This is a genomic window from Chryseobacterium sp. CBTAP 102 (genome assembly GCF_003201365.1).
GTDB lineage: Bacteria > Bacteroidota > Bacteroidia > Flavobacteriales > Weeksellaceae > Chryseobacterium > Chryseobacterium candidae.
The window spans coordinates 55,592-73,601 of sequence record NZ_QICX01000003.1 but is presented as its reverse complement, the minus strand read 5'-3'; the positions used below and the strand labels follow the sequence as shown (position 1 = coordinate 73,601).

At 38.2% G+C, this 18,010-nt stretch carries 17 protein-coding genes; 9 read left to right on the top strand and 8 right to left on the bottom strand.

Annotated elements, in window-relative coordinates:
• Positions 1–116 precede the first annotated feature (116 nt).
• Positions 117–554 carry a DUF6526 family protein gene (locus C8D70_RS05565; RefSeq protein ID WP_110366661.1) on the bottom strand — a complete coding sequence of 146 codons (438 nt, stop codon included), beginning with the start codon at positions 552–554 and terminating at the stop codon, positions 117–119.
• A 215-nt stretch (positions 555–769) separates the two neighbouring features.
• Between C8D70_RS05565 and C8D70_RS05560 the strand changes: the two genes are divergently transcribed.
• From C8D70_RS05560 to C8D70_RS05520, 9 genes are all read left to right on the top strand, one after another.
• Positions 770–2,539, top strand: a complete 1,770-nt coding sequence (locus C8D70_RS05560; RefSeq protein ID WP_110366660.1) for an aminopeptidase P family protein — start codon at positions 770–772, stop codon at positions 2,537–2,539.
• A 604-nt stretch (positions 2,540–3,143) separates the two neighbouring features.
• Positions 3,144–3,710 carry a Crp/Fnr family transcriptional regulator gene (locus C8D70_RS05555; RefSeq protein ID WP_076597656.1) on the top strand — a complete coding sequence of 189 codons (567 nt, stop codon included), beginning with the start codon at positions 3,144–3,146 and terminating at the stop codon, positions 3,708–3,710.
• A gap of 53 nt (positions 3,711–3,763) precedes the next feature.
• Positions 3,764–4,786: a saccharopine dehydrogenase gene (locus C8D70_RS05550; protein ID WP_110366659.1), complete on the top strand. Its 1,023-nt coding sequence runs from the start codon at positions 3,764–3,766 to the stop codon at positions 4,784–4,786.
• Positions 4,783–5,361, top strand: coding sequence for an NAD(P)H-dependent oxidoreductase (locus C8D70_RS05545; protein WP_076597654.1), 579 nt, complete (start codon positions 4,783–4,785; stop codon positions 5,359–5,361). The genes C8D70_RS05550 and C8D70_RS05545 overlap by 4 nt, the downstream gene beginning before the upstream one ends.
• Positions 5,319–5,591: a hypothetical protein gene (locus C8D70_RS05540; protein WP_110366658.1), complete on the top strand. Its 273-nt coding sequence runs from the start codon at positions 5,319–5,321 to the stop codon at positions 5,589–5,591. Before C8D70_RS05545 ends, C8D70_RS05540 begins: the two co-directional genes overlap by 43 nt.
• The gene (locus C8D70_RS05535; protein ID WP_110366657.1) at positions 5,567–5,803 is read left to right on the top strand and encodes a GNAT family N-acetyltransferase; all 237 of its coding nucleotides are present in this window, start codon (positions 5,567–5,569) and stop codon (positions 5,801–5,803) included. The genes C8D70_RS05540 and C8D70_RS05535 overlap by 25 nt, the downstream gene beginning before the upstream one ends.
• A 190-nt stretch (positions 5,804–5,993) precedes the next feature.
• Entirely contained in the window at positions 5,994–6,431 is a 438-nt protein-coding gene (locus tag C8D70_RS05530; protein ID WP_110366656.1) for a hypothetical protein, read from the top strand.
• A gap of 67 nt (positions 6,432–6,498) precedes the next feature.
• Complete coding sequence (locus C8D70_RS05525) at positions 6,499–7,071, top strand: multiprotein-bridging factor 1 family protein (protein ID WP_110366655.1); 573 nt, start codon at positions 6,499–6,501, stop codon at positions 7,069–7,071.
• An 88-nt stretch (positions 7,072–7,159) separates the two neighbouring features.
• A complete protein-coding gene (locus C8D70_RS05520) occupies positions 7,160–8,647 on the top strand; it encodes a serine hydrolase (protein ID WP_110366654.1) in 1,488 nt (495 codons plus the stop codon).
• Between the two features lie 207 nt (positions 8,648–8,854).
• On the opposite strand, the gene C8D70_RS05515 is transcribed toward C8D70_RS05520, so the two are convergent.
• From C8D70_RS05515 to C8D70_RS05485, 7 genes are all read right to left on the bottom strand, one after another.
• Entirely contained in the window at positions 8,855–9,400 is a 546-nt protein-coding gene (locus C8D70_RS05515) for a hypothetical protein (protein WP_110366822.1), read from the bottom strand.
• 128 nt (positions 9,401–9,528) lie between these two features.
• Positions 9,529–11,097, bottom strand: coding sequence for an ABC transporter permease/substrate-binding protein (locus C8D70_RS05510; RefSeq protein ID WP_110366653.1), 1,569 nt, complete (start codon positions 11,095–11,097; stop codon positions 9,529–9,531).
• Positions 11,094–12,014, bottom strand: a complete 921-nt coding sequence (locus tag C8D70_RS05505; RefSeq protein ID WP_110366652.1) for an ABC transporter ATP-binding protein — start codon at positions 12,012–12,014, stop codon at positions 11,094–11,096. The genes C8D70_RS05510 and C8D70_RS05505 overlap by 4 nt, the downstream gene beginning before the upstream one ends.
• Positions 12,015–12,024: 10 nt before the next feature.
• On the bottom strand, positions 12,025–13,194 hold the full coding sequence (gene egtB / locus C8D70_RS05500) for an ergothioneine biosynthesis protein EgtB (RefSeq protein WP_110366651.1): 1,170 nt from the start codon (positions 13,192–13,194) through the stop codon (positions 12,025–12,027).
• An 89-nt stretch (positions 13,195–13,283) separates the two neighbouring features.
• Entirely contained in the window at positions 13,284–14,264 is a 981-nt protein-coding gene (egtD, locus tag C8D70_RS05495) for an L-histidine N(alpha)-methyltransferase (protein WP_110366650.1), read from the bottom strand.
• A 343-nt stretch (positions 14,265–14,607) separates the two neighbouring features.
• On the bottom strand, positions 14,608–15,750 hold the full coding sequence (locus tag C8D70_RS05490; protein ID WP_110366649.1) for a 1-acyl-sn-glycerol-3-phosphate acyltransferase: 1,143 nt from the start codon (positions 15,748–15,750) through the stop codon (positions 14,608–14,610).
• A gap of 1,100 nt (positions 15,751–16,850) precedes the next feature.
• Positions 16,851–17,171, bottom strand: a complete 321-nt coding sequence (locus C8D70_RS05485) for a GIY-YIG nuclease family protein (RefSeq protein ID WP_110366648.1) — start codon at positions 17,169–17,171, stop codon at positions 16,851–16,853.
• Between the last annotated feature and the right edge of the window lie 839 nt (positions 17,172–18,010).

Below are 18,010 nucleotides of genomic sequence, written 5' to 3'. Positions count from 1 at the left end.
CATTCCTGCCTTAAAAATCGTTTCTACAGCTTCACAACTTGTGAGTGTCAACAACATTAATATTGTAATACTGTAAAAGCTCCATTTTTTCATAGGTTTCAATTTTTGTGGGTGTACTAGATTCGGAGTCGGTCTGCTCTCCATTTTTTGATAGACCTTTTAATTTCGTCTCCTGAGATATTTTCATGAAGTGCTTTGTATAAAAGCTCTTTGAACTCTTCATCATACGTAAATCTCAATGCAGCAATCTGATCGAACTTCAGTTTCTCAGCAGTTTCATCCGATCTTTTATTGAAAATCTCGAAATAACGCTGTTTAAACTCCAGGATCACCATCCGGTTTTGAAGTCCCAGCGCGTAATGCTGTCTTGTCATGAATGCCAGATAAAAAAGCAGAAAAATTACAACAGAAAATAATATCCAGATCAGCTGATTTCCGGGGTCGTCCCAGATTTTATAAATTCCTAAAATCTCCACTATTATAAGTAATGGAAGATAAATAAAATGATAGGGCGGATAAAATTTCCTGTGGTTATTATAGTTTTGCTGTTTCATGATATAGAATGAAGCAATAATCTTTCCAAAAAAATTATTATTTTGATAATGTGGTAGTTTTTTTTACTTAAAAATGATTTCTTTTATGAAATATATTTAGTATTTTGATTTTATTTGAACTCATTTACAATAAAGAATTATTAAGCAAAATAGCGGTAGATTTACCCTTCAGACATCAAATTTTTTGTAACTTTCGGTGGTTAAAAATAAAAAGAATGACTTCAAAGGAAAAAGTTGCTGCACTTCGTGAAGAAATGCAGAAAAATAATGTTGATGCATTTATAGTATATTCTGCAGATCCGCATATGAGTGAATACCTTCCTGAAGAATGGCAGGAGAGAGCATGGCTGTCAGGTTTCTTAGGTTCTGCCGGTTTTGTGGTAGTTACCAAAGACAAAGCGGGACTTTGGACAGACGGAAGATACTTTACACAAGCTGCTATTGAACTGGAAGGTTCCGGAATTGATCTTTTTAAAGATGGGATGGAAGGAACTCCTAATTATATCGACTGGATTATTTCAGAAATTCCAGCAGGTGGTAAAGTGGCGGTAAATGCTGTTGCAGCCTCTCATGCCAACTGGGAACTGCTTTCTCAAAAATTCAATTCCAAAAATATTACACTTGCAGATGCTCCGCTTTTAAAAGAAGTCTGGAAAGACAGAGGAACTCCATCTGCTAATCCTATTTTTGTTCATCCGGTAGAAAGAGCTGGTAAATCAGTATCCGATAAAATTGCTGCAATCCGTCAGAAAATGGAAGAGCAGGAAGCTACCGTACACATTATCTCAAGTCTGGATGATGTGGCATGGACACTGAATCTGAGAGGAAGTGATGTAGAAAGCAATCCGGTATTCTTAGGATATATTGTAATCACTAAAAATGATGCTGTTCTGTTCACAGGATTAGAGAAAATGGAAGTGGCAGCCAGAAAACAAATGGATGATTCCTTTGTAAAAATGATGCCTTACGAAGAATTCTACAATTACCTGAAGACCTTCAAAAACGAAAAAGTTCTGGTTTCTCCGAACAGCAACCAACAGATTTTTGAAACATTAAAATCAGACAATCAGTTTATCAAAGCTCCGGTTCCCGGCAACCTGATGAAAGCCCAGAAAAATGAAGCTGAGCTGGAAGGTTTCAGAACAGTAATGGTAAGAGACGGAGTAGCCATGGTAAAATTCCTTTATTGGCTAACGCACAATGCAGGAAAAGAAACGATGAATGAATATTCTATAGGACAAAAACTGAAAGGATTCCGTGCAGAAGGTGAAAATTTTGTCGGAGAAAGCTTTGGTTCTATCGTAGGATATAAAGATAACGGTGCTATTATGCACTATTCTGCCAAAAAAGAAGGAAGCAAAGAAGTAACCAACGAGGAAACAATCCTGGTAGACTCAGGAGGTCAGTACCTTGAAGGAACTACAGATATTACAAGAACTTTTGCCTTAGGAACACCATCGGAAGAGTTTAAAAGAAATTCAACATTGGTATTACAAGGACTGATCCGTTTATCAATGGTAAAATTCCCGAAAGGAACAAAAGGAGTACAACTGGATGCTATTGCAAGGCTTCCGCTATGGATGGAAGGGAAAGATTTCAACCACGGAACGGGACATGGGGTAGGAAGTTTCATGAATGTACATGAAGGACCGCAAAATATCAGAAAAGATCTGAATCCTCAGGAACTTCTTCCGGGAATGGTATGTTCAAACGAACCGGGGTACTATCTTGAAGGACATTATGGAATTCGTCACGAAAATCTTATTGCCGTAAAAGAATCAGAAACAACAATTCACGGAACATTCTATGAATTTGAAACACTAACATTCTGTCCGTTCTTCAAAGATACAGTGGTGAAAGAAATGCTTTCAGAAAGCGAAATCGCCTGGCTGAACGGTTACCATAAAACCTGTGAGGAAAAGCTTGCTCCATACTTGGAAGGTGAAGTTAAAGAATGGTTCCTTCAACTGGTAAGCCCTCTTTAATAAAGATTCAAAGGTGAAAGCAGATGACCATCATAACTTTAAACCCTGAATTGTAAATATTAAACTGAATATTGTTAGATAATCCAAAGTCCTGTAAGGTATTTCCTGCAGGACTTTTCTTTTTATACAACCGTATTTTTACGGATATAATTCTGGGGATTTCACTGATGCATAAAAAATAAGGTTGACTTATCTTTGTTACAACAAAACATCATTCATATCTTCATAAATAACTCAAGTAAATTCAAAACGGTAGATCATCTCGTCCTGAGATGATTTTTTTTGTTTTCAATTGAAATTTGTATGACTATTCCTTCTCTTAAAAAGAAGCTATCCCAAGTCTAAAAGTATCATTCTGAACACAGACTGAAAGTCTGCGAACGCAGTTCAGGAATGTAGTGAAGAATCTCACGATTCTGATTATTAATGAGATTTTTCCTTCGTCAGAAATCGAAGATTCGACAAAGTCAATGACAAAAGCCAAATTATTTCATTTTTGAGATAGTCTCCGTCTTTGCTTTCTTAAAATAGAATTCTATAAAAATGAAAACGCAGCGTTTACAAAGAAGTATTTTATTTATTTTCGCTGAAACTTATTTATAGAATGGAACGTGAATATTTTCGAAGCTTTAATCTGTTTTCAGAGAATGAAATTGAAGAACTCCTTAAGTTTTCCGAAGTCAGACATATCAGTAAAAATGAATATTTCATACAGGAAGGAGAGCTTTGTAAGGAAGTAGGATTGGTAAAGTCTGGTATTTTCCGTTCTTTTTATACTTCTGATGATGGAAAAGATATGACCTACTGCTTCCGGTTTCCCAATCATATGATCGCTGCCTATTCCTCATTTGTTTCAGGATGCCCGAGTAAAGAAAGTATGCAGGCCATTACTAATGCAGAGGTGATTATCCTTAAAAAAGAAGCGGTAGATGAACTGGTAAAGAATAGCATAAACTGGACAAAATTTTTAAAGATTATTGCCGAACAGGAATATCTTGAACTTGAAACACGGTTTTTTCAGCTGCAAAGAGACAGCGCTGCCCGGCGTTACGAAACATTATTAAAAAAACATCCTGATTATATTCAAAATATTCCATTACAGTATCTTGCTTCCTACCTTGGCATTACCCAACGTCACCTGAGCCGCATCAGAAAGGAAGTTTCTTTTTAGACATTTGTCCTGCTTATTGAAACATCGGCTCTCTACTTTTGTCAAAAAAAGTTATGGAGCAAAATATTTTAATTATTGGTGGCAATGGATTGGTTGGTAAAACAATTTCCAGGATTCTGAAATCAAGAAATCCTCATCTTACTGTTTTCATCGGAGGAAGAAAAGGGGGAAAAACAGACAAAGACCTGAAAATCGATGTTACAGATCCTTCCTCTTTTAAAGTGATCATTGAGAAGAAAATACAACTCATCATTCTTTCTGTGAATGATAAAGAAGATCATGTACTTCGTTTTGCCATTGATCATCAAATAGATTATCTGGATATTACCAAGCCTACTCCGGCTTTGGTGAAAGCTTATGATATTGCCAGAAAATCCGACATCAACAGCAGAATTGTCTTCAGCTCAGGATGGATGGGCGGGATTGTCCCGGGGTTGGCTAATATTCTTTCAGACTCAGGAGATATTAATGAAGTAAAACTCTTTGTCTATTATTCCGTAAAGGATCTTGCAGGCGAGAGTTCAGCTCACTTTATGGCAGAAAACGTAGCAGTTCCTTTTGTGCATTATAAGAATGATAAGCAGGTTTTTATAAGGCATTTTCTGGATACAGAAGCTTTTAATTTTTCTTTTGGGATAGGGAAAAGAAATGCCTATAATTTTGATGTGCCCGATCTGTATATTCTCAACAAAGTAGAAAGGATTTCCGATGTAAGTGTGAAAATGACTTATAATTCAAGATTCATTACCTGGCTGCTGGGATCATTTCAATATCTCAGAATCTACAATATTTTGTCATTAAAGGAAAGAAAAATGATTTTTGGATCCAGTGGTAACGGAGATCAGGCGGTCTTTGAAATTGTAGTTAATAGCCATTCCGGAGAAAAGAAGCTGAGTTTGCAGAGTGAAAAAGGGCAGGCAGAACTAACCGCTTTATCTGCCGTTCTGCATACCGAGGAACTGTTGAGAAACCCTCATCAAAATAAAGTGTATTTCAGCCACCAGCTGCATGAGCCTTTATCATTAATGGCACAGCTTAATGCCTATGATTCCATCAATATTAAGGTGAAATCATGAAAAAAACAGTCATTATCAACGGACATCCCAACAAAGATTCTTTCAATTTTGGGATAGCAGAAGCTTACAGATCAGGTGCAATGGAAGCTGGAGCTGAAGTAAAAGAAATAGTAATTACGGATTTAAACTTTAATCCCAACTTACAGTTTGGATATCAGAAAAGAATGGAGCTTGAGCCGGATCTGTTGAAAGCCTGGGAAATTATTCAGTGGGCAGATCATTTGGTTTGGATACACCCGGTTTGGTGGGGAGGATTTCCGGCGCTAATGAAAGGATTTATAGACCGTCTTTTTTTACCCGGAATGGCTTATAAATACCGTGAAAATTCTGTGTGGTGGGACAAGCTGTTGAAAGGAAAGACCGCTCACATTATTACCACTTTAGACCAGCCGGGTTGGTATTACCGTCTGTTTTTTGGCAGGCCCAGCGTGAATCAGCTTAAAAAATCTGTACTGGAATATTGTGGGGTAAAACCTGTTAAACTGACTTATATTGGCATAATCCGGAATTCTAAGGATGAACAGCGGTCTCAATGGCTGAAGAAAGTAAAGGAGCTTGGAAAGAAACAAAAATAAGCTGCCCGAAATTTTTAAAAGTATGGGACAATATGAGGGATATATTTCCTCATCCCTATACCCTTAAAGATGCCTTTCAATTTATTGATATCGTATCTGCGGAAGATTCTCAGCTTACGTTTGCGATAGAATACAATGGTCATTTTGCAGGAATGATAAGTCTTATTAAGCAACCTGAAGTGTACAGAAAAAGCGCAGAGCCCGGATTCTGGATAGGGGAAAGAAAATAGTCAGCAATTCAACGAAAAAACTCATAGACTATGCCATAAACAACCTGGATCTGAAACAGATTTTTGCCAGAGTTTTTGAATATAATACAGCTCCTATGAAAGTGCTGAAAAACAACGGTTTTCTTGAAGAAGGAATTTCTATTGATGCTGTTTATAAAAACAATCAGTTCTATGATCTTCATCATTTCTATCTGCTGATCAGGAAAGTTTAATGTGTAATAATTCCGGAATCCTGAAAACTTTTTGCTCATTCATTGGGTGATTATTATTTGCCCATTCATATCCCGGAAAGAGCAGATGATATTTTTCAGGGTTTCGGAGATTACTCAGTTCAATTACCATAGAAAGAAGTATATGTGTTTTCCGGAAAAATTATTCAAGAAATACTGGCCTTAAAGTGACATGAGCAATATCATTACTTTTTTTTCAGATGCTTATAAAGGATTAGCAAGGGAGTCCTGGATGCTTTCTGTTATTATGCTGATCTACCGTTCAGGATCAATGGTTCTGCCATTTCTTCGGGTCTGCTTGACGGAGGAATTCAATGTGTGGGTAATCCCTTTTTTATCAGCAATCACGTCTATAAGGGCGGAAGACAAAAATATAGGGGCTTATATGGGTCTATTTGGAGGAATATTTTCGGCTGCTTTATTCCTTTCCCCACTTTTAGGATCTTTTATTGCTGAAAACTACGGTTTCAGAATGCTGTGGCTCACTATTTCATTACTGATAGTCATCTCTTTATGCGGAATCTGGTATACCTATACCCAAAAGCTTTTCGGAGGGAAAAACTCTGAAGCGGAAACTTTAAAAAAGAAGTCAAAGGAAGAACAGGAGTAATCTGTATCTTGTTTCCGGACCTGAAAAAATGTAAATTAGCTGACGAAAATTAATCGGAAGGCATACCATGTCCAAGCTAAAAGCCATAAGAGAACAAAAAAATCTGACTCAGGAAGAACTGTCAGAAAAATCAAAAATATCTGTAAGAACCATTCAACGTATAGAAGCAGGAACAGAACCTAAAGGACATACGCTCAGAGTACTGGCGCAGACTTTAGGAATAGAAGAGTTTGAATTACAGCAGGAACAGCCTCAAGTACTTTCAGAAGTAAATGAGGTGGAAATAGAAGTAAAAGAAGAAGAGAATCCAATCAACTATTCTTATATTAAAATCATTAATCTTTCCTCATTAATTTTTACCCTTTTACCTCCACTGAATATTTTTGTTCCGCTCATACTCATGCACAGTATGAAACAGAGAAACAGTCTGGCAAGGCAGATTATTTCGGTTCAGATGATCTGGACAGTAATGGCTCCTATTACCTTCATGCTCGGAATCTTTTTAAAGTTCGGAAAACAGTTTACCCTGATCCTTATGATTCTGATTGTGCTTTCCAATGTGTTGATTATCCTTCGCAATGCAGCAGAAATCGATAAAAATAAAAAACTCTATTTCAGGCTGAAATTCAGTATGATATAAATCCTGTCAGGCCTTTGTCGGGTTTTTGTCGGGTTCATTTTTAGCAGAAAAACAAAATGAAATTGAATCTTTGTCATAAAAAATAACAATGACAAAGTCTTCAGGGTTTATCCTTCCTTTTTTAATTCTGTTTGTGAACATCATGCAGGCACAGACAGAAAAAACCGATCCTCTTTACAAAACCATTATATCGAAAGACAGCCTGTTTTTTTCTGTGGGCTACAATACCTGCAACACGAAGCAGATGGAAAGTCTGTTAAGCGACAGGTTTGAATTTTATCACGATAAAGGCGGTTTCGAGGACAGAAAAAATTTTATCACTGACTTTAAAAACGGATTATGCAAATCTCCGGAAACTTACCAGATAAAAAGAGTTCTGATTAATAAAAGCACAGAAATTTATCCCATGTATAAAGACGGAAAGATCTACGCAGCCATTCAGAACGGGGATCATCTGTTTTATGAAAAAATGGGGAGTCAGGCTGAGAAATTAGTCGGGGAAGCAAAGTTTACCCATTTATGGATATTGGAAAATGCTGAGTGGAAGCTTAAAAATTCATTGAGTTTTAATCACCATCCGAAGCAGACTACCGATAATGAAACCATGTTTGATAACGATCAGTCGATGCAAAATTGGCTGAAAGAAAACAACATTCCTGCTCTGGGACTGGGAATTATCGAAGATGAGAAGCTAAAGCAGGTAAAAGTTTTTGGCGGGATAAAGAACGGAATTTCAGCACCTTCCAATACCTTATTCAATGTAGCATCTCTCACCAAACCTGTTACAGCAATGGTTGCCTTACGGTTGATAAGTCTTGGGAAATGGAAGCTTGATGAGCCTTTAGATGCATACTGGACTGATCCTGATATTGTGGCTGATCCAAGGCATACCCAATTAACCACCAGATTGATCCTGAGCCATCAGACTGGCTTTCCCAACTGGAGATGGATGAATGCAGACAAAAAACTGAATTTTCAGTTTGATCCCGGCACAAAATACCAATACTCAGGTGAAGGTTTTGAATACCTTCGGAAGGCTCTGGAAAAGAAATTTGGAAAATCACTCGATCAGCTTGCGAAAGAGCATATTTTTCAGCCACTCAGGATGAATGATACCAATTATGTTTGGGATCAGAATACCGATGAATCAAGATTTGCCATAGGATATGATAAAGAAGGTAAAGCTTATCCAACCGTGAAAAATAAAACGGCTAATGCCGCCGATGATCTCCATACCACGATAACAGATTACGGGAATTTTATGGTCAGTGTCATGAATGGGAAGAATCTGAAACCGGAAATTTTTCAGGAAATGATCAGAAAACAGGTAAAAACGAAAGAAAATAAATACTTCGGATTGGGATTCGAAATCTATGATCTCGGAAATGGTGATTATGCTTTATCCCACAGCGGCGCCGATCTTGGCACGCAGTGTATTACCATCGTATTGCCCAATTCAGGAAAAGGAATTGTAATTTTTACCAATGTAGATGATGGTTATAAAGTGTATGAGAAGCTGGTTCTACATTATCTGGGTAAGGAAGGAAAGAAGATCGTAGAGACAGAAACCAGATAACTGTTTATACAATAAAAATATTTGTGTAATCGGAGTGTCGATCTGAAATAGGTAAGTGTTTGTTTTCAGGATGAAATGGGATGAACAGAAATAAAACGAAAGCTATGTGGCAATATTATATCATCATTGCAGCAGGAGTCATTCAGTAATAGGAGGAGGTTATTTTATTGCAGAGCAGTTTTTGAAATAACCTCACCCTTTGTATTTCTATTTTACTTTCTCAAGGAGATACAATTTACCACCGGAAAATCCTAATTTGGGCATCAGATTGCCTTCCAGAACCATTGTTTTATTGGTGACATCTATCACAGAAATATAATTGCTGGAATTGTATTCTATATAATTTTCCTTTTCTTTGGTAGAAGGATTTTTTCCAAACTCCATAGAATATTTCACCCAATCTTCATCCTGTGTGCTGCAGTGCACCGGCTTGAATTTAGACTTTTTGGCCTTGAAAACAATCTGGTCAAAACCTTCCGTACATTCCGAAGTAAACGAACCATCAGGATTCTGATCCTTTGAAAAGTCCTCAAAAGAACCACGATAAACACCCACTACTTTCCACGTACCATCCAAACGGTCTTCATCTATTTTTCCCTTCGCCTTGCTTACTGCCCAGCTGATTCCGTTTACTGTACCTTTTACCGCTTTATAACTTAAGTTTACTGCACCTGATACTACTTTTGTAGCAGCTCTTACCATACAGGATTGGAAAAAAAATACAGCCGAAGCCAGCAATAGGAATTTCTTCATTTTGTCCATTTTTTAAGGTACGAAGATAGGGCTTTTGAAAAAAATGAGGGATTTCAGAAGACTTTTCCTGTTGTTGAGAAAAAATACAAATAGTCTTTGTTCAATCTATCCGGGCTGTCAACAGAAATTTAGTTTCCATCAAAATAATGAGCAAGATCAGATATGCTTTTGATATGAAGTTCTTCTGCCTGCTTTCTTCGCATCATCAGAGCATAGGCATTGTTAAACCCCAACGGTTTCAGCCATTGGATCCCATATTGTTTTTCAAACTCTGAATTCACATACTGATAAGTGATGTCGGGACTTTTGGAAACATTTCTGATGGTCTCTGCTGTAGGTTTTAAAAGCACCAGAAGCCCTGTTCCCGTATATTCAGGATAAAAGTCTATGGCATCATTCATTAAGGCATCAAAACATATTTTTGTTCCCCCTAAACCCGTTTTGGTTTCCACTTTATAATCTGTATACCCTTCAATAAGCATAGTATACATTTCTGCGAGAATATATTGTTCCCCAAAGATTTTTGATCCAATCCTGACAGTTCCTGCATTTCCTTTTCCTGGGCTTTTATACAGATTATTTCTGATGAGAAAGTCCTTTGCAATCTTTTCAGGATTCTGATGCAGATGATCAGCTCTGTAATTCAGATCCGTCATGATAGAATCATTGAACTTCCCGGCCAATAGATTTAAGGTTTTTTCCAATTCCGGAAATTTTTTCAGTGTTTTGGTTTTGATGATAGGGGCTGCATAATAAGGCGGAAATATTTTTTTATCATCATTCAGCACATACAGATCATAAGCTTTGATTCTGCCATCTGTAGAATATCCGCTGATAAGATCCAGCTCATTCTCATACGCAGCCTTATACATAATTGCATCACTTACCACAAGGGGATTAACGTTAAGCCCATATACTGAACGAAGCCCGATGTCCCCATCCTGTCTACCCATAAATTCCGGTGTAAAACCCGCCTTAATTGTCCGGTGTGATACAAAAGTCAGAAGATAGCCTGCTCCCAGAATAATAAGGATAACAGGAAGAATATATTTCAGTTTTTGAAAAAAACGGTAACCTGATTTCTGGATCATGGCAATGAACTGATCCAGAAAAACAGCCAATAATGCTGCCGGAATGGCTCCAGCCATGATCATATTCGTATTGTTGAGTGAAATGCCTCCGAAGATAAACTCTCCCAAACCACCTGCTGCCACAAAAGAAGCCAGTGTAGCCACTCCTACATTAATTACAGCAGCAGTCCTGATACCGGCAATGATAACCGGCATGGCCAAAGGAAGTTTTACCTTAAAAAGAAGCTGGCTTTTGTTCATCCCCATTGCTTTAGCAGCTTCAATCACTGCGGGATCTACACCCATAATTCCAGTGTAGGTATTCCGCATAATGGGAAGAAGAGCATAGATTAATAAAGCGGCAATGGCTGGCTTCGGACCAATGCCGAAAACAGGAATCATAAATCCCAGCAATGCAATACTCGGAATGGTTTGTAAAATACCGGCAATGCCCAGCACCGGGCTGGAAAGTCTTTTTTTTCTGGAAATAAGTATTCCTAAAGGCACTCCAACAAGGATGGCCAAAAGCAAAGACAAAAACGTAAGCCCGAGATGCTGAATGATCTGGGTGGTGAGCTTTTCCTGCTGTTCAGCAATAAATTGCCAAAAACTCTGTTGCTGCGTCATACCATCTGTGATTTTCTATACTGATTAAACGCTCTGACCAGTTGCTCGTAAACCTCAGCGTTTTGGTGATCAGAACTCAATTGCTGTAAAATATCCCACACACTGGTATTGGATGTACTGTATCGCCTTAAGTATGAATTTTCCGGAGGGAGAAATGGGCTGATATGATGTAGAGCCGTTACCTTATATTCCAGTAAAAGCCTGTTTTCAGCAAAAAAATTGCGCACAAAATGGGTTGCAGGATGGTAAAGCATTTCCCTGGGAGTACCCATCTGTACAATTTTTCCCTGATCCATCAGACATATCCGGTGGCCCAGCTCAAAGGCTTCCTGTACATCATGGGTAACCAATATGATGGTTTTGTTTTTAAGTTCTTCCAACGATTTAAATTCCGAATGAATATCAGCCCTGGTAATATTATCGAGTGCTCCGAAAGGTTCGTCCATCAGCAAAACAGGGTTGTCTGCAATCAGTGCTCTGGCAATGCCTGCCCGTTGCTGCTGTCCGCCGCTTAATTCATGAGGAAATCGTGAAAGTATCTCTTCAGAAAGGTGAAGCTTGGTCAAAAGCTCATATGTTTTTCTTTCTGTTTTCTTTTTGTCCCATTTCAATAGCTCAGGAACTACCGCAATATTCTGCTGAATGGTATAATGGGGAAATAGTCCCGAATGCTGCATGACAAAACCAATTCCCATTCTCAGTTCCTCGGCTTTCTGATCACGGATATTTTTGCCATCTATGAAAATATTTCCGGAATCTGCTTCTATGAGGCGGTTGATCATCTTAAGTGTGGTCGTTTTCCCGCACCCGCTGGTTCCTAAAAGAACAAGGATCTCCTGATCAAGTGCCTGAAAAGAAATTTGATCTACTGCCTTTTTTCCGTTGAAGCTCTTTGAAATGGATTCTACTGTGATCATCGGTAAAAAATTACTGAGCAAGTCTTATTCCTGTGAACTGCCATTTTAAATCAGGCTGAAAAAAATTACGGTATGTATTTCTGCTGTGTCCCGGGGGAGTAGCTTCTGAAGCCCCTCTCAAAACCATTTGATTGATCATGAATTTTCCGTTGTACTCACCTACAGCTCCTGCTTCTTTCTTAAAATGAGGGTAGGGCAGATAAGCAGAATTTGTCCATTCCCAGCGTGTTCCCCAGTCAAAATAATCCGAAGCCGTTTCCCATTCTTCTTCAGTGGGCAGACGCATTCCTTTCCAGGAGGCAAAAGCAGATGCTTCATAGAAATTGATGTGGCACAATGGGGCATGAGGGTCTATTTCCTGTAAGCCATGGAGTGTGTAATACATCCATTGGTCTTCAATATAATGCCAGTACAGTGGAGATTTTGCGGAATTCTGTTTCACCCAGTCCCATCCTTCAGCATGCCAGTATCTGAAATCTTCATATCCGCCTGCTTTCATAAATTCTAAATATTCACTATTGGTAACAAGCCGGCTGGCAATTTCAAAGTCTGTAAGATATACTTTATGCCTTCCCAGTTCATTATCAAAACAAAATTCATCTCCTTTAAATCCAATTTCATAGATGCCTTCAGAAAACCTCAGCATTTCCAGATCTCCGGAGTTCATTTGTACGGATTTTTCTTTTGTATAGGCTGGGAAAAGAGGATTATGTCCCAAAATATATTTAATATCGGTAATTAATAACTCCTGATGCTGCTGCTCATGGTTAAGCCCCAGTTCCAAAAGCGGTTTAAGGGCTTCTGTCAGAAATGAGCTTTCAAGAAAAGCTTCCATATGCTCATCTACATATTTTCGATATTGATACACCTCTGAAACAGAAGGACGGCTGAGGTTTCCACGGTCGGTCCGGATCACCCGCGCTCCGATAGTCTCATAGTAGCTGTTGAAAACAAAATTATACTGCGGATCAAAAACCTTGTAATCCGGAAAATGCGGGGTAAGAATGAAGGTTTCAAAAAACCATGTGGTATGGCCAAGATGCCATTTCGGAGGGCTTACATCTACAATCGGCTGTACCACATAATCTTCTATTTCCAGTGGGGCACAGATTTCTTCAGAACGTCTGCGGATGTCCATATACTTTTTAGTAATATCTTTTGTGATGATCTCTGGGGTCATGTCTTTTAGTTTTTAATGATTGAAGTTCAATGAAAGAAGGATATTTTATTTTTTCACTTTTGCAGATGCGTTGTGTGTATCATCTCTTTTTATTGTACCTGCCAGATGGTATCTACAAACCATTTTTTAGAATCATTGATCTCTCCTGTGATGGTAAAACCTGTTTTTTGGGCTAATTCCCTGATTTTTTCGGAAGAAAATTTTTGGGAAATTTCCATATCGATCAATTCGTTTTCTTCAAAAGAAATCCTGGTATTGTCAATAGTCACATCCTGTCTGATAAGGCTTATCAGAAAACTTCTGCAGGCTCCGGTAACGGGATCATAAGTCTGGTAATGTTGAAATTGTTTCAGATCAAAATTACCGCCCAGTTCATTGTTAATGCGGGTAAGAAGATTAAGGTTAAAAGAAGCTGTAATTCCTTCTTTATCATTGTAGGCATTCAGGATAATATGCGGATTTTTCTTTAGATCAAAACCTATCAGGACACGATCTTTTTGAGATAAATTTTTATTCAGATGCAGACAGAAATCTTCGGCCTCTTCCGGAGTCATATTTCCGATATTACTTCCCAGAAATAACACAACTTTTCTCCGGTCAGATAATGAAGCTGCTTTTTGAAGCATTTCAAAATAATCTCCTTCCAGACAGGTTATTTTGATTTCCGGAAACTGGCTGCTCAGTTTTTTATGAAGTATGGAAAGAATATTTCCTGAGATATCAATCGGCATATAAGTGAAGTTAACCCCTTTGCTGATCAGCTTTTCAAGTAAATAGGTGGATTTCATGGCGTCTCCTGCCCCTAATTCAATCAGGTCAAAAGATTCATTTCCGGGAATAAGGAGATCAATAAGTTCATCTGTTTTATTTTTGAAAATATCCAGTTCACAACGGGTCAGATAATAGGAAGGCATATCCATAATTTGCTGAAAAAGATGATCTCCTATCTTATCGTAAAAATATTTTGAAGATAATTTTTTAGGAGTATTTTTAAGTCCGTTCAAAATATCTGAACGGAAATGATCAGCATTCTTTTCAGTCTTAGATTGTGGGTCCAGCTGTACATTCATAAGTATTATTTTGTGTGATTTTGTAGATTATTGCAATTATCCTGCCTTTTACAACATGGATTTTTTTGAATATATCTAACTAAATATAAACAATTTTACTTTTAATAGAATGATAATATTGATGTTTTTAACAGATGTGGTACTTTTTTACCCATCACGAATTATTCCGGCAGAAAGATGGTGTAAGGGTTATAAAGCCAATAATCCGGTATTAAGCGGATAGAAAGAACCTAAGGATTTAAACATTTAACATTATTTTAAATTTTGTTAATCCCAGCAGGAGCGACAGCCCACGCTCGTAACTGACTGCAAACATAGGAGGCAGCCACTTTATTATTTAAAGCTAGCTTTCAAAACCCTCTTCAACCTTTAGTTTATTCACCAGAGGATTGGCATACATGGTCAGGAAGTACTCTCTGGAAACAGGATCTGAAGGATCAATACGCATTTCAAGCCTGCGGACAAATAACTGTTTTTCCTGTTCTGTGTATTTGGAAGCGTAAGTATTTGTGTTGTGCAGAAGATCATAAGCAATGTACTTGGTTGGCCAAAGCTTATAATTACTGATGATGGAGCGGTCAATCACCTGTGCAATGGCCTGCAGCTGTTTATTTTTGTTGTCAATGGTGGCTGCAATTTCATCCAGTTCTTTGTCCAGAACATCACCTGCATGGAGGTGGATGCGTTTCTTTTGTCCCAGAATTCCGCTGATGATATTGGTGAAATCTTCATTTTTACCTTTAATGTATTCCTCATCCCTGTGCTGTGCCAGCAGTTGAGGCATTTTTAACGAATCTGTAGGATCATACTCATAGGAGATGGAGACCGGAACAATCTTTAATGTTTTAAAATAATCTATAACAGGTTGATCTCCGGATGCCATGGCAAGCATTTTCAAAACCCCTTGCTGGGTAGAATCGTTGCCGTTTTTGGTACGGCCTTCACGCTGGGCAATCCATACAGAACGGTTTTCCTGAAGGAGCAGCTCTTTAATGTACTCAGACATCGTCTGTGAACTGGTAAGTTGTTCACGAAGTGGCAGTCCTCTTTGTACCAGGAAGTTACGGTTCAGTTTAGCCAGTACGTTTAAGAAATTCTTGCGGACAAGATTATCCCCAATGGCAGAAGCTGTCATTACATAACCGCCTTCCAGCAATACCAGATTAAGCAATGAAGTATCCAGGACGATATCCCTGTGGTTCGAGATGAAAAGGTAAGAGGTGTTTTTATCCAGCTTATCAAATCCTGAAGTCGTTAAACCGTCAGAACTTTTTGAAAGGATCTGGCGAACGGCATAGGCTACAAACTGATGCTGAAAATCACTGATGGAATGAACATTCTTAAACTGTTCCAGCCAAACCTGCTCATCTGTATCAGGAAAAGTAAAATTCATAAAGGCTTTCATCATGGGATCACGGGCTATGCTCTGTAATCTCTCATTGACTTCCTGATCATTGAAATACCGGATTTCATCAAACTTAGACATGCGGTTGGGTAAAAATTAAAACTTTTTGCAAAAGAACGAAAATTTATCGGGGGAGAGGCTATAAAGGGTGTTAAAGTATTATGAGGGGCGTAGGAGTTGGTTAAAACAACTGTGCAATAAGTATCTTGACGCACTCCTTCATCCGTTCACTATGCACACACAAACAAACACACACACAAATAAGCGCCCACTTTGTCATTCCGCAGGAATCTAAACAATAGTTTATCCTCATTTATCATCAGAAAGCTTTCTGTGCCTGGATTCCTACGGAATGACAAATGTTGTGGATAGGCTAAGCGAGCAGTTTGTATTATGTCTGAAGCAAGTAACTATGCACATGTACACACACAAATAAGCGCCCACTTTGTCATTCCGTAAGAATCTAAACAGTAGTTTATCCTCATTTATCATCAGAATACTTTCTATGCCTGGATTCCTACGGAATGACAAACGTTGTGGATAGGCTAAGCGAGCAGTTTGTATTATGTCTGAAGCAAGTAACTATGCACATGTACACACACANNNTTCTATGCCTGGATTCCTACGGAATGACAAACGTTGTGGATAGGCTAAGCGAGCAGTTTGTATTATGTCTGAAGCAAGTAACTATGCACATGTACACACACAAATAAGCGCCCACTTTGTCATTCCGTAGGAATCTAAACAGTAGTTTATCCTCATTTATCATCAGAATACTTTCTATGCCTGGATTCCTACGGAATGACAATTGGAGTGGATAGTCTACGCGGATAGTTTGTATTATGTCTGAAGCAAGTAACTATGCACATGTACACACACAAATAAACGCCCACCTTGTCATTCCGTAGGAATCTAAACAATAGTTTATCCTCATTTATCATCAGAATACTTTCTGTGCCTGGATTCCTACGGAATGACAAACGTTGTGGATAGTCTAAGCGGATAGTTTGTAAGGCGCTGCAGAGTTGATAAGTATCATTACACGCACATAAGCACCCACCTTGTCATTCCGTAGGAATCTAAGCTCTTATTTTACCCTCCGAATTAAAACATTCTCTACGAACTGTTTACTTTATTAATCTGACGATATCCAATTTGGTAATTCATATGAAATGTAAGTGTTAAATCCAATTTTCAAAAAGGTAATTCAAAAATTCTAAATTAGGATTTGTGCTCCTTATCAGTTCAAGTTTCTTCATTCTTGACCAGTTTTTGATTTCCTTCTCTCTTTGAATAGCATGGTGAATCCAATTATATTTTTCATAATAAACTAGAAATTCAAGATTATATCTTGCTGTGAAACTGCCTGGATTTAGCTTTGTTTTGTGTTGATACAATCTCCTATGGAGGTTTCCTGTAACACCAGTATAAAGTACTTTTCTGTTTTTATTGGTAAGAATATAGATATAGTAGGTATATCTTCCTTTTGAAAATGCAGTCATTTGTGTATTTGTTTTACAAAAGTTACAAAAAATTTGATGTCTGAAGGAAATAAGCGGTAATGCACGTACAAATAAACGCCCACCTTGTCATTCCGCAGGAATCTAAACAATAGTTTATCCTCATTTATCATCAGAAAGCTTTCTGTGCCTGGATTCCTACGGAATGACAAACGTTGTGGATAGGCTAAGCGAGCAGTTTGTATTATGTCTGAAGCAAGTAACTATGCACATGTACACACACACACACAAATAAGCGCCCACTTTGTCATTCCGCAGGAATCTAAACAATAGTTTATCCTCATTTATCATCAGAAAGCTTTCTGTGCCTGGATTCCTACGGAATGATAAACGTTGTGGATAGTCTAAGCGGATAGTTTGTATGGTGATCCGGAGTAGATAAGTATCATTACATGCATCATCATGCGCCCACCTTGTCATTCCGCAGGAATCTAAACAGTAGTTTATCATCATTTATCATCAGAAAGCTTTCTGTGGATGGATTCCTACGGAATGACAATTGGAGTGGATAGTCTACGCGGATAGTTTGTATGGTGATTCGGAGTAGATAAGTATCATTACACGCATCATCATTCGCGCACCTTGTCTTTCCGCAGGAATCTACACTGTCAATTCATCATCATTTATCATCAGAAAGCTTTCTGTGCCAGGATTCCTACGGAATGACAAACGTTGTGGATAGTCTACGCGGATAGTTTGTATGGTGATTCGGAGTAGATAATTATCATTACATGCATCATCATGCGCCCACTTTGTCATTCCGTAGGAATCTAAACAGTAGTTTATCCTCATTTATCATCAGAAAGCTTTCTGTGCCTGGA